General features: G+C 68.7%; 10 protein-coding genes. 7 read left to right on the top strand and 3 right to left on the bottom strand.

Annotated elements, in window-relative coordinates:
- Window positions 1-97: 97 nt before the first annotated feature.
- The gene (locus ABZ565_RS30035) at window positions 98-1,540 is read right to left on the bottom strand and encodes a CCA tRNA nucleotidyltransferase (protein ID WP_361033674.1); all 1,443 of its coding nucleotides are present in this window, start codon (window positions 1,538-1,540) and stop codon (window positions 98-100) included.
- Window positions 1,541-1,721: 181 nt separating this feature from the next.
- Between ABZ565_RS30035 and ABZ565_RS30030 the strand changes: the two genes are divergently transcribed.
- From ABZ565_RS30030 to ABZ565_RS30020, 3 genes are all read left to right on the top strand, one after another.
- Window positions 1,722-4,019 (top strand): DUF6049 family protein, encoded by a 2,298-nt coding sequence (locus tag ABZ565_RS30030; protein ID WP_361033671.1) that lies wholly within the window; start codon window positions 1,722-1,724, stop codon window positions 4,017-4,019.
- Window positions 4,020-4,068: 49 nt separating this feature from the next.
- Window positions 4,069-6,225 (top strand): murein biosynthesis integral membrane protein MurJ, encoded by a 2,157-nt coding sequence (murJ, locus tag ABZ565_RS30025; RefSeq protein ID WP_361033668.1) that lies wholly within the window; start codon window positions 4,069-4,071, stop codon window positions 6,223-6,225.
- A gap of 133 nt (window positions 6,226-6,358) precedes the next feature.
- Window positions 6,359-8,059, top strand: coding sequence for a protein kinase family protein (locus ABZ565_RS30020; protein ID WP_361033665.1), 1,701 nt, complete (start codon window positions 6,359-6,361; stop codon window positions 8,057-8,059).
- Window positions 8,060-8,145: 86 nt separating this feature from the next.
- Here ABZ565_RS30020 and ABZ565_RS30015 read toward each other — a convergent pair whose 3' ends face one another.
- Entirely contained in the window at window positions 8,146-8,610 is a 465-nt protein-coding gene (locus ABZ565_RS30015) for a DUF2690 domain-containing protein (protein WP_361033662.1), read from the bottom strand.
- Window positions 8,611-8,752: 142 nt separating this feature from the next.
- On the opposite strand from ABZ565_RS30015, the gene sigM reads away from it, so the two are divergent.
- From sigM to trxA, 4 genes are all read left to right on the top strand, one after another.
- Complete coding sequence (gene sigM, locus ABZ565_RS30010; RefSeq protein WP_361033659.1) at window positions 8,753-9,490, top strand: RNA polymerase sigma factor SigM; 738 nt, start codon at window positions 8,753-8,755, stop codon at window positions 9,488-9,490.
- Complete coding sequence (locus ABZ565_RS30005) at window positions 9,487-10,470, top strand: hypothetical protein (RefSeq protein ID WP_361033656.1); 984 nt, start codon at window positions 9,487-9,489, stop codon at window positions 10,468-10,470. Before sigM ends, ABZ565_RS30005 begins: the two co-directional genes overlap by 4 nt.
- Window positions 10,471-10,603: 133 nt before the next feature.
- Window positions 10,604-11,569: a thioredoxin-disulfide reductase gene (gene trxB, locus ABZ565_RS30000; RefSeq protein ID WP_361033653.1), complete on the top strand. Its 966-nt coding sequence runs from the start codon at window positions 10,604-10,606 to the stop codon at window positions 11,567-11,569.
- A 50-nt stretch (window positions 11,570-11,619) separates the two neighbouring features.
- Window positions 11,620-11,958, top strand: a complete 339-nt coding sequence (trxA, locus tag ABZ565_RS29995; protein ID WP_361033650.1) for a thioredoxin — start codon at window positions 11,620-11,622, stop codon at window positions 11,956-11,958.
- A gap of 89 nt (window positions 11,959-12,047) precedes the next feature.
- On the opposite strand, the gene ABZ565_RS29990 is transcribed toward trxA, so the two are convergent.
- Window positions 12,048-12,665 (bottom strand): GNAT family N-acetyltransferase, encoded by a 618-nt coding sequence (locus ABZ565_RS29990; protein WP_164399275.1) that lies wholly within the window; start codon window positions 12,663-12,665, stop codon window positions 12,048-12,050.
- Window positions 12,666-12,712 lie beyond the last annotated feature (47 nt).

The following is a 12,712-nucleotide window of genomic DNA, read 5'->3' as shown; positions in this document are numbered from 1 at the left end:
GTTTTTTTCACCCAAAACCACGGGGTCGGGGTTTGGGGTGGGGTATATTGTTTCACGTGAAACATGAGCGCCGACGCATTGAGCGGGAGCGAGAGCGTCAGCTCTGCGCCTCCCACCACTTCTTCAGTTCCGCGACCGCCACATCGTGCTCCAGCGGGCCGTTCTCCAGGCGCAGCTCCAGCAGGAAGGCGTACGCCTTGCCGATGACCGGTCCCGGCCCCACGCCCAGGATCTGCATGATCTCGTTCCCGTCCAGGTCCGGCCGGATCGCGTCCAGCTCCTCCTGGCTCTTCAGCTGGGCGATGCGCTCTTCAAGGCCGTCATAGGTGCGCGAGAGAGCGGCGGCCTTGCGCTTGTTCCGCGTGGTGCAGTCCGAACGGGTCAGCTTGTGCAGCCGCTCCAGCAGCGGGCCGGCATCCCGTACATAGCGGCGAACCGCCGAGTCGGTCCACTCACCGTCGCCGTAGCCGTGGAAGCGCAGGTGCAGCTCCACCAGCTTCGAGACGTCCTTGACCATCTCGTTGGAGTACTTGAGCGCCGTCATCCGCTTCTTGGTCATCTTGGCGCCCACCACCTCGTGGTGGTGGAAGGAGACCCGCCCGTCCTTCTCGAAGCGCCGCGTCCTCGGCTTGCCGATGTCATGGAGGAGAGCGGCGAGACGCAGAACGAGGTCCGGTCCGTCCTCCTCCAGGCCGATCGCCTGCTCCAGGACGGTCAGGGAGTGCTCGTACACGTCCTTGTGCCGGTGGTGTTCGTCGCTCTCCAGCCGGAGTGCCGGCAGCTCTGGCAGGACTTGCTGGGCCAGCCCCGTTTCCACGAGGAGGGACAGACCCTTCCGGGGGTGCGCGGAGAGCAGGAGCTTGTTCAGCTCCTCGCGCACCCGCTCGGCGGAGACGATCTCGATCCGGCCCGCCATCTCCGTCATGGCGGTGACGACCTCGGGGGCCACGTCGAAGTCGAGCTGTGCGGCGAACCGTGCCGCCCGCAGCATGCGCAGCGGATCATCGGAGAACGACGCCTCGGGCGTTCCGGGCGTACGCAGAACGCGCTCGGCCAGGTCCTTCCGGCCGTCGTGGGGATCGATGAAGTCCTTCTCGGGCAACGCGACGGCCATGGCGTTGACCGTGAAATCGCGCCGCACCAGGTCGTCCTCGATGGAGTCCCCGTAGGACACCTCCGGCTTGCGCGAGGTCCTGTCGTACGCCTCCGACCGGTACGTCGTGACCTCGATCTGGTAGCCGTGCTTCTGCGCCCCCACCGTGCCGAAGGCGATCCCGACCTCCCACACGGAGTCGGCCCACGGCCTGACGATCTTCAGCACGTCCTCGGGGCGGGCGTCGGTCGTGAAGTCCAGGTCGTTCCCGAGCCTGCCGAGAAGTGCGTCACGGACCGAGCCGCCGACCAGTGCGAGACTGAATCCGGCATCCTGGAATCGGCGGGCGAGGTCGTCGGCGACCGGGGCGACCCGCAGCAGTTCACTGACTGCGCGGTGCTGCACCTGGGTCAGGGCGCTGGGGTTGTCTTCGTTGGCATTCGGCACAACAGAAAAGGGTACGTGCACGGACCGGTCCGGGCGTCACCCATTTCCCCGGCCCTGCAAGACTCTCCCGATCATGCAGCACACTCCCCGGCACTTAGCCCCGACGCACCTCGTTACCATGCGGGGACGCAGCAACGGACGACGATCAACAGCAGTTGACGATGACGAGGGACGGGTACGCGTGGCCGAGGCGGCAGACATCCAGGGGATGAATCCCTCTCCTGCCCGCCGGTGGCTGCGGCGCACAGCCGCCGTGCTCGCCGGGGCTCCGCTCGTCGCCGCCCTGCTGGCCGGAGCCTCCGCCCCGCAGGCCCGGGCCGACGCTCCGGCCAAGGCTCCGACGGGTTCCAGCACGGTGTCGGTGTCCCTGGACGAGATCGCCCCCAGCGCCCCGGAGAAGGGGGACACGCTGCGGATCTCCGGGACGCTGACCAACAAGGGCAAGGAGACGGTCACCGACGCCCAGGTCGACCTGCGGGTCGGCCCCCGCCTCTTCAGCAGGACCGCTATCGACACGGCCGCTCGGCGCACGGGATACCTGCCCGGTACCGACCCCTATCCGATCGGGGGCAAGTACACGGTCCAGATCGACAAGCTGCGCTCGGGAATCAGCCAGGACTTCACCCTGTCCGTTCCCGTCAGCAAGCTCGGCCTCGGGGACGACGGGGTCTACCAGCTGGGCGTCTCGCTGTCGGGACGCACCTCGCACACCCTCTACGACCAGGTGCTCGGCATCAAGCGGACCTTCCTGCCCTGGCAGGACGGCGACCGCGACTCCAAGGTCGGCATCAGCTACCTCTGGCCGCTGATCGCGTCCGCACACCTCACGGCGGAGACCGGCTCGGACGAGCAGCAGACCCCGGTGTTCGCCGATGACGACCTCGCCGCGGAGATCGCGCCGGGCGGCCGACTCGAACAGATGGTCTCCCTGGGCAGCCGACTGCCCGTGACCTGGGTCATCGATCCGGACCTGCTGGCCGGTGTCGATGCGATGACCAAGCCCTACCGGGTCAAGTCCGGTGACACCACGGTCGCCGGAACGAACCAGGACGTGGCCAAGAAGTGGCTGACCTCGCTGGAAGCGGCCGTGTCCGAGGGCAAGGTCGTGGCCCTGCCCTTCGGTGACCCGGACCTGGCCTCGATCGCCCACCGCGGCAAGAACGTCTCCGGCACCCTCAGCCACTTGCAGACCGCCAGTGAGGTCGCCGGGATGACGGTGGAGACGATCCTCCACCTGAAGCCGTCCACCGACTTCGCGTGGCCGGTCGACGGTGCGGTGGACCCCTCGATCGTGGACGTCGCCACCTCGGCCGGTGCCCACCATGTGATCGCCCGCAGCGACAGCCTCGACGAGACCGGGAATCTGGTCTACACGCCGTCCGCCGCCCGCCCGATCGGCGGCGGCACCACGGCGGTCGTCGCCGACGCGAGGCTCTCCACGGCCTTCCAGGGCGACATGGGCAACGCCGGGAGCTCCACGCTCGCCGTGCAGAAGTTCCTCGCCGTGACCCTCGCCCTGGCCGAGCAGGACACGGACAAGGACCGGTCCGTCGTCGTGGCGCCCCAGCGCACACCGACGGTCGCTCAGGCGCAGTCGATGGCACGCGCCATCGACGCACTGGGCGGCGACCGCTGGACGAAGTCCGAGGGCCTGGCTCAGGCGGCGGCGACCAAGCCGGACTCCGAGGCCACCACCGACGTACCTCCGGCATCCCGGTACCCGAAGAAGCTGCGCCGCCAGGAGCTGCCCACGCAGGCGTTCCAGGACATCAAGTCCATCCAGTCCTCGCTCGACAACTTCCAGGTCATCCTCACCCACCCCGAGCGCGTGGTGACCCCCTTCGGCAACGCCGTCAACCGGTCCATGTCGACGTCGTGGCGGGGGAGGCCACTGGAGGCCCAGCAGTACCGGGACTCGGTCCACACGTATCTGCAAGGGCTCGTGGGCGAGGTCCAGCTCGTCCCGAAGTCGGACATCACCCTCTCCGGCCGCAGCGCCACGATCCCCGTGACCGTGCAGAACAGGCTGCTGCAGGACGTCGATCACCTGGTGCTGCGGCTGAAGTCCGACAACGCGACCAGGCTCAAGCTGAACGACGGCGGCAGCATCGCGGAGCAGCCCATCCAGATCGGCGCCGGGCACAGCCAGTCCGTGAAGTTCGACGCGGCGGCCAACATCAACGGCCAGGTCCAGATGACCGCGCAGCTCTACACCGAGGACGGGACTCCGTACGGCCAGGAAATGGCCTTCACCGTAAAGGTCTCCGAGATCACCCCGACGGTGCTTCTGGTCATCGCCGGCGGGCTCCTGCTGCTGGTGCTGGCGGGCATCAGGATGTATGCACATCGCAAGCGCGCCAACGCGGGCGGCGCGGCGGGCGACGACGGCAGTGAACCCGAGCAGCCGAGTGACCCGACGCCGGACACCGGTCCCGAAAGCGCGGAGCCGTCGGGCACGGGTGAGAAAGTGGACCGTTGAGCGATGTCTGTCGTGGCCGGTCGGCCGGGGACGATGAGGTGGGGTTTCGATGAACGCGCCGTACGACGGTGACCGCGGTCAGGGTACGGGCGGGGCCGGGTACTCCGGCGGCCCTCCGGTGCCCCCTGACCCGCAGCAGCAACCGGCCCCGGACCCGTATCTGCAGTCCGCGTACGACTACGACCCGTACCGGGCCCAGGATCTCTCCGCCCAGGACCCGGTGGACGAGGCGTTGTACGACCGCGCCGCGCATCCGCCGCCGCCTCCTGGCACCTACCAGCAGCCGCAGCCGCTCTATCAGCAGCCTCCGGCGCCCCAGTACGCCCCCGACCCCCGTATCTGGGCCCAGACGCCGCCGCCCGAGCCCGCCGGACCCTCGCGCCACCTCCCGTACGGCGACAATGCCGCGACGACCCAGTTCGTGGGTGTGGACGACCTCGTCACGCAGGCTTCCGCGAACCGCGACGAGCCCGACGCCTTCGCTCACCTCTTCCGCGACCAGGAGGGCCCCGCGAACCCCGGCGCCTCTCCGGCACCGGCCCAGCCCGAACCCGCCCCGGCGCCGTCCAAGTCCGGCGGCCGCGCCTCCAGCCTGCTGAAGTCCAGCGCCGTCATGGCGGCCGGAACTCTCGTCTCACGCCTCACCGGCTTCGTCCGCAGCCTCGTGATCACCGCGGCGCTCGGCGCGGCCCTGCTCGGCGACAGCTTCACCATCGCGTACACGCTGCCCACGATGATCTACATCCTCACCGTGGGGGGCGGCCTCAACTCCGTCTTCGTCCCCCAGCTCGTCCGCTCGATGAAGGACGACGAGGACGGCGGCGAGGCTTACGCCAACCGGCTGCTGACCCTGGTGATGGTCGCCCTCGGCCTCATCGTCGCCGTGGTGGTCTTCGCGGCCCCCTGGCTGATCCGGCTGATGTCCTCGACGATCGCGGACGACCCGGCGGCCAACAACGTCGCCGTCACCTTCGCCCGCTACTGCCTGCCCACCATCTTCTTCATGGGTGTGCACGTCGTGATGGGCCAGATCCTCAACGCCCGCGGGAAGTTCGGCGCGATGATGTGGACCCCGGTCCTGAACAACATCGTCATGATCTTCACCTTCGGGATGTTCATCTGGGTCTACGGAACGTCCCACGAGTCCCACATGGGCGTGCAGACGATCCCGCCGGAAGGCGTGCGGCTGCTCGGCATCGGCACCCTGCTCGGCCTGGTCGTGCAGGCGCTGGCCATGGTCCCGTACCTGCGCGAGGCCGGCTTCCGCTTCCGTCCGCGGTTCGACTGGAAGGGCCACGGGCTGGGCAAGACGATAAAGCTCGCGAAGTGGACGGTGCTGTTCGTCTTCGCCAACCAGGCCGGTGTGCTGGTCGTCACCCAGCTCGCGACCTCGGCCGGCAAGGCATCCGGAACAGACGGCGCGGGCTTCCTCGCCTACTCCAACGCCCAGCTGATCTGGGGCATGCCGCAGGCGATCATCACCGTCTCGGTCATGGCCGCTCTGCTGCCCCGGATCTCCCGGGCCGCCCACGACAACGACCCCGGCGCCGTCCGCGACGACATCTCGCAGGGGCTCCGCAATTCCGCCGTGGCCATCGTCCCGGTCGCCTTCGCGTTCCTCGCCCTGGGTGTGCCGATGTGCACCCTGCTCTACTCGTCCAGCGGCCCCGAGGCCGCGCGCTCCATGGGCTTCATCCTGATGGCCTTCGGCCTCGGCCTGATCCCCTACTCCGTGCAGTACGTGGTGCTGCGCGGGTTCTACGCGTACGAGGACACCCGCACGCCCTTCTACAACACCGTCATCGTCGCCCTGGTCAACGCGGTGGCCTCCGCCCTCTGCTACGTCGTGCTGCCCGCCCAGTGGGCCGTCGTCGGCATGGCCGCCTCGTACGGCCTGGCGTACGCCGTCGGCGTCGGGATCGCCTGGCGCCGGCTGCGCAACCGCTTGGGCGGCGACCTGGACGGCGCGCACGTGGTCCGCACCTACGCCAGGCTGTGCCTCGCCGCGCTGCCCGCCACGGTGGTCGGCGGGGCCGTGGGCTTCGGCCTCCTGCGGGTGCTCGGGGATGGCGCGTTCGGCTCGCTCGTCGCGCTGGTCTGCGGCGGTGCCCTGCTGCTGGGAGTGTTCTTCGTCGCGGCGAGGAGAATGCGGATCGAGGAGATCAACGGCATGGTCGGCATGGTCAGGGGGCGGCTCGGCCGCTGAGGCCGGCCGGCCCGCACAACCATCGCCGGTCTCCGCGTGTCGTGCATAGCGCCGGAGTGTGGGCACAATTGGCGTGACTGTGCAGGGCAGAGCTGGCTGGCATCGCGCAACGGATGGGGAGGCAGGAACGACGGTGGCGGAACGTAGCACGGCTGCCGTCGACGTGGCCGACAACAGCGGGAACGAGCCGCTGGCCGCCAAGGCGGACGAGGCCACGACCGACGGCACGGCAGAAGCGCAGGACGCGGCGGACACGGGCTCCCAGGAGGAGAACGACGAGAAGGCCGCATCGAAGACCTTCCCGGCCGCCCCGGATCTGCACAGCGGTCACAAGCTGGCCGGCCGGTACCGGCTGGAGGAATGCGTCACCCGTCTGGACGGGTTCAGCAGCTGGCGTGCCGTCGACGAGAAGCTGCGCCGCGCGGTGGGAGTCCACCTCCTGCCCGCGGACCACCCGCGGGCTCGCTCGGTCCTGGCCGCCGCCCGGTCCTCCGCGTTGCTGGGCGACCCACGCTTCGTGCAGGTCCTCGATGCCGTCGAGGAGGACGAACTCGTCTACGTCGTCCACGAGTGGCTTCCCGACGCCACCGAGCTCACAGCGCTGCTGAGCGCGGGCCCGATGGACGCCCACGACGCGTACCAGCTCGTCAGCCAGATCTCCCAGGCCATGGCGGCCGCGCACCGGGAGGGCCTGGCCCACCTGAGGCTCACGCCGGGGGCCGTGCTGCGCAGCTCGTCCGGCCAGTACCGCATCCGGGGCCTCGCGGTGAACGCCGCCCTGCGGGGCATCACGTCCGACGGCCCCCAGCGCGCCGACACGGAGGCGATCGGGGCTCTGCTGTACGCCGCGCTGACTCAGCGCTGGCCGTACGAGAGCGATGCGTACGGGCTCACCGGGCTGCCCAAGGGAATGGGGCTGCTCCCGCCCGACCAGGTGCGGGCCGGAGTCCACCGGGGCCTCTCCGAGGTCGCCATGCGGGCTCTCGCCAACGACGGCGCCACGGCGTCCCGCCAGGAGCAGCCGTGCACCACGCCCGACGAGCTCGCCAAGGCCGTGGCGGCCATGCCCCGCATCCCCCCGCCCGAGCCCGTCTTCACCGCCCCGCCCGAATACCAGCGGACCACCTACCAGCAGGGCACGTACGGAAGGCCGGCGGCGGCCGGTGCCGTCGTCACCCAGCCCGTCGTACCGGTGCCTCCCGCGCCGTTGCAGAGCCGCACCGGCAAGGCCCTGAAGTGGGCTGTGTCCGCTCTGCTGATCGCCGCCCTGGGCCTGGGCAGCTGGCAGCTCGCCGAGACGCTCATCGACCGGGACAACAACTCCGGCGGGGACCCAGGCACCACTCAGTCCAACCCGCAGAACAACGACGCCCCGCCGGTCGAAAAGAGCAAGCCGGTCCCGATCGTCACCGCCCAGGACTACGACCCGCTCGGCCCCGACGGCAGTGAGAAGCCGCAGAGCATAGGCAAGGTCTACGACGACGACCCGAGCTCGTACTGGTACACGGACTGGTACGCGTCGGCCGAGTTCGGCAATCTGAAGACAGGCGTCGGCGTCGTCCTCGACCTCGGCTCGACACAGCGCGTCGGCAAGGTGGACGTGTCCTTCCTCGGCGGCGCCACCTCGGTCGAGCTGCGTACCGCCGGCGGCTCCACGGTACCGACCGAGCCCACCGGCTTCGACACGGTCGCCCAAGGGGCGGGAACCCTGGTGTCGCTGAAGCCCGCCAAGCCTGTGCAGGCGCGGTTCCTGCTCGTCTGGCTCACCAAGCTCCCGCCGAGCGGCGAGGGGAACTTCCGGGGGAAGGTCTCGGACATCAAGGTCACCAGCTGACGGCTTCGACCAACGGAAAATGGGGCAGGGCCGGATCCGAGGATCCGGCCCAGCCCCATTTCCTTGCCCGCGAGCCGATTCAGCGGTCAGTACGAAGGCGTCTTCGAGTGGAGGCTCACGTTGTCGTACTGGGACCAGCCTTCCGCATATGAGGAGAGCGGATCCTTGTCGTACACCATCGCCGTGTAGCAGGTATAACTGCCGAGCGACGAGCTGTAGGAAAGCTTCGTGCAGTTATAAGATTTACCGTCCGAGTTCCGCACGATCTGGGCCTTGCCCCACACGTCCTCGGAGAGGCTGATCCGTGCCCACGCGGTGTGGCACTTGACGCTGTACCGCAGCTCAATGGCACCGAGCGTCCAGCTGGAGGTGCCGATCAGCGCGCGCTTCACGGTGGTGGCGTCGCCGGAGCACCCGGCGGAAATGGGATTCTTCCCGTCCATCGAATAGGTGGCCGCCTGCGCGCTCCCCGGAATCAGCGCCACGAGCACGGGTGCGGTGAGAACGGCCGGGAGTACCTTTCCCAGGTATCGCTTCACATGCTTCTGCATCACATGGTCCCCTTTCTGATTTCCCTCAATATAGGACGGACAGGGCACTTCCGAAGCATGAGCGAATCGCGCCTTTTATCATTCATACAATCGAACCGAGCTCGCCATTTACTTCCCGGCGTGGATCGGATTGAATGCACGGATGGCGACAGCTGAGGGGGGTGACCGCGAGCGCTACGGCGCCGATGCCTCCGATCCACCGAGCGACGCGGACCTCCTGGCCCGTCACGTCGCCGGAGACGCGGACGCCTTCGGCGAGCTGGCTCGACGCCATCGCGACCGCCTATGGGCCGTGGCCCTGCGGACGCTGGGCGATCGCGAGGAAGCGGCCGATGCCGTACAGGACGCCCTGATCTCCGCCTTCCGCGCCGCCCACACCTTCCGGGGCCAGTCCGCCGTCACCACCTGGCTGCACCGCATCACGGTCAATGCGTGCCTCGACCGCGTCCGCAAGGCCGCTTCCCGGAAGACTTCGCCCGTCGACGACCCGGAACGGCTCGACCAGCTGCTGGAACCGCATGAGTCCGCGGAGGCCCCGGCGGAACGCCACGATCTCCACCGCGAACTCCTCGCCGCGCTGGCCACCCTCCCCGCCGAGCAGCGCGGGGCGCTCGTCCTCGTGGACATGCAGGGGTATCCGGTGGCGGAGGCCGCTCGCATCCTCGATGTACCCGTGGGCACCGTGAAGAGCCGTTGCGCGCGGGGCCGCGCCCGACTGGCACCCCTGCTGGCGCATCTTCGTAGCGATGGGCGCGCCGGAGAAGCGCCCGGTACGGAAGGGAACCGGACGCCCAGAGCATCCGTCCCACCCGCAGCCGGACCACGAGACACGGGCGCGAGCGACCCCACTGTAATGAAGGGCGGAGGTGGACACCGATGACGTCAGCACCCGGCACGACCCAGCACCCGGAAGTCTCGGAAATCTCCGACCTGACCGAGGACCTGCTTCCCGAAGGCCGCGCAGCCGAGATCCGCAGCCACCTGGACGCCTGTGAGCCCTGCAGCGATGTCCTCACCGCATTGGAAGAGATTCGCGGGCTGCTCGGCGAACTGCCCGCCCCCGAACCCATGCCCACAGACATCGCCGACCGTATCGATGCCGCTCTCGCTACCGAGGCGCGCAATCATCGCGCGGAGCCGGATGCGGCGCCCGATGTTTCACGTGAAACAGAGCGCGTGCAGATAGCCGAGGGTTCTCCGTCACGGTCACATCCCCCGGATCGTCCGGCTGGACATGGCCGCGCGAACACGGGTCCCGGCCGGCACCTCGGTCGGAAGCGCCTCCGTACCACCCTCCTCGCCTCCGCGCTGGGGGCCGCTGCCCTGGTCGGCATGAGCGTCTTCGTGATGCAGAACATCCCGGGATCGAAGAGCAGCGATACCTCTGCCTCCGGGCTCAGCCAGGACACGGCGGCCACAGCCCCGAAAAGCCGATCACAGGAGTTCTCCGCCGCCACCCTCGAGGACCGGGTACACGAGCTGCTGGACACAAGCACCGGCGCGGAGAGCTCTCAGAAGCCCAAGGGCAGCGCAGAGGCTCCCTCTGTCGGATCCCAGTCCTCGCCCCGGACCCGGCCCTCGCTCCAGGCGGGTCCCTCGGACTCCATGTCTCCCGACTCCCCACTCCGGGCCCCCGCTGTGACCGTTCCTGCTTGCGTAGAAGAGGGCATCGGCCGGAACAGCCCGGCCCTGGCCATCGAAAGAGGCAGCTACGAGGGCGCCGACGCGTTCCTCGTCGTCCTGCCCCATCCCACGGATCCGGCCAGCGTTCAGGCGTATGTCGTCGACGCGGCCTGTGTAGGAGCCGAGCCTCCCTCCAAGGGAAAGCTGCTGCTCACGCACGCCTACAACCGCCCCTGATCATCACGCCGCCAGCCGCCCCGGCACGTCGGGAATGCATCCCCCGTAGGATCCGTTGGGTGGGGTGAGAGTCGTTGAACCGGCCCCAGTAGGCGTGGACAGTAGGCAGTCTGCAGAGACGAGGAAGAAACCCGTGAGCGACGTGCGTAATGTGATCATCATCGGCTCCGGCCCGGCCGGCTACACAGCCGCCCTGTACACCGCGCGCGCCTCGCTGAAGCCGCTGGTTTTCGAAGGGGCCGTCACCGCCGGTGGCGCGCTCATGAACACCACCGACGTGGAGAACTTCCCGGGCTTCCAGGACGGCATCATGGGCCCCGAGCTCATGGACAACATGCGCGCCCAGGCCGAGCGCTTCGGCGCCGAGCTGATCCCGGACGACGTGGTCTCCGTCGACCTCACCGGTGACATCAAGACCGTCACCGACACCGCAGGCACCGTCCACCGTGCCAAGGCCGTCATCGTCACCACGGGCTCCCAGCACCGCAAGCTCGGGCTCCCCAACGAGGATGCCCTCTCCGGACGCGGCGTCTCCTGGTGCGCGACCTGCGACGGCTTCTTCTTCAAGGACCAGGACATCGCCGTGGTCGGCGGTGGCGACACTGCGATGGAGGAGGCAACCTTCCTCTCGCGCTTCGCCAAGTCGGTCACCATCATCCACCGCCGCGACACTCTGCGCGCCTCCAAGACCATGCAGGAACGCGCCTTCGCCGACCCGAAGATCAAGTTCGCATGGGACAGCGAGGTCGCCGGAGTCAACGGCGAGCAGAAGCTCTCCGGCGTGACGCTGCGCAACACCAAGACCGGCGAGACGTCCGAGCTGCCCGTGACCGGCCTGTTCATCGCCGTCGGCCACGACCCGCGCACCGAGCTCTTCAAGGGCCAGCTCGACCTCGACGACGAGGGCTACCTCAAGGTCGCCGCGCCCTCGACGCGCACCAACCTGCCCGGTGTCTTCGGCGCCGGCGACGTTGTCGACCACACCTACCGCCAGGCGATCACCGCGGCCGGCACCGGCTGCTCCGCCGCCCTCGACGCCGAGCGCTTCCTCGCCGCGCTCGCCGACGACGAGAAGGCCGCACCCGCGGCCGCCGTCTGACCCACGCCTCACTCATATCCCCACACACCCCGCGAAGTTAGGAGGCCGCCGTGGCCGGCGCCCTGAAGAACGTGACTGACGACTCCTTCGAAGAGGTCGTCCTCAAGAGCGACAAGCCTGTGCTGGTGGACTTCTGGGCTGCCTGGTGCGGCCCGTGCCGCCAGATCGCCCCGTCGCTGGAGGCCATCGCGGCCGAGCACGGCGAGATCGAGGTCGTGAAGCTCAACATTGACGAGAACCCGGCCACCGCCGCCAAGTACGGCGTCATGTCCATCCCGACGCTGAATGTCTACCAGGGCGGCGAGGTCGCCAAGACGATCGTCGGCGCCAAGCCGAAGGCCGCGATCCTCCGCGACCTCGAGGGCTTCATCGCCGGCAAGGACCAGTAAGGCAGAAGCTGCGTCCGCTTGTTTCACGTGAAACGGGCCCGTCCGCCCCTGGACGGGCCCGTTTTGCATTGCGGCGTTGAGCGCGCACCTCACAATGGCCGCAGCGCAGGTTCCTTCTGTACTGCCCCCAAGAGCCGGTCCAGGGCCATCTCGACGTCTTCTTTCCAGGAGAGCGTCGTCCGCAGTTCAAGCCGCAGCCGAGGATGCACCGGGTGCGGGCGCACCGTCTTGAACCCCACCGCCAGAAGATGGTCGGCGGGCAGCACACAGGCCGACTCCTTCCACCGGGCATCTCCGAAGGCTTCGATCGCCTTGAAGCCCCGACGGATCAGATCCTTGGCAACGGTCTGCACCATCACCCGCCCCAGCCCCTGCCCCCGGTAGCCCGGCATGATCAGCGCGGTCATCAGCTGAACAGCATCGGGGGAGACGGGGCTCGTCGGGAAGGCGGTGGCGCGCGGAACGTACGCGGGTGGTGCGTAGAGCACGAAGCCGGCCGGCACGTCATCGACGTAGACCACCCGCCCGCAGGAGCCCCATTCCAGGAGCACCCCGGAGATCCACGCCTCCTTCTCCCGGTCGGATGTCCCGCTCTTGACGGCGGCCTCTCCGCTGACGGGGTCGAGCTCCCAGAAGACACAGGAGCGGCAGCGCCGGGGAAGGTCGGGAAGGTTGTCCAGCGTGAGCGGTACGAGCCGACGCCCCATGAAGGCTGTTCCTCACTTCTCGCGCCCACTGCGTCATGGACGGAAAT

Source organism: Streptomyces sp. NPDC016469 (genome assembly GCF_040632905.1).
Lineage (GTDB): Bacteria > Actinomycetota > Actinomycetes > Streptomycetales > Streptomycetaceae > Streptomyces.
Note: the sequence above shows the minus strand (reverse complement) of the source record. Positions and strands in the feature narration are given on the sequence as shown.

What these genes read in the sequence shown, in the direction of transcription:
- murJ (WP_361033668.1), top strand. Translation starts at nt 4,069, where the DNA reads ATGAACGCGCCGTACGACGGTGACCGCGGTCAGGGTACGGGCGGGGCC.
- ABZ565_RS30015 (WP_361033662.1), bottom strand. Translation starts at nt 8,610, where the DNA reads ATGCAGAAGCATGTGAAGCGATACCTGGGAAAGGTACTCCCGGCCGTT.
- sigM (WP_361033659.1), top strand. Translation starts at nt 8,753, where the DNA reads ATGGCGACAGCTGAGGGGGGTGACCGCGAGCGCTACGGCGCCGATGCC.
- ABZ565_RS30005 (WP_361033656.1), top strand. Translation starts at nt 9,487, where the DNA reads ATGACGTCAGCACCCGGCACGACCCAGCACCCGGAAGTCTCGGAAATC.
- ABZ565_RS29990 (WP_164399275.1), bottom strand. Translation starts at nt 12,665, where the DNA reads ATGGGGCGTCGGCTCGTACCGCTCACGCTGGACAACCTTCCCGACCTT.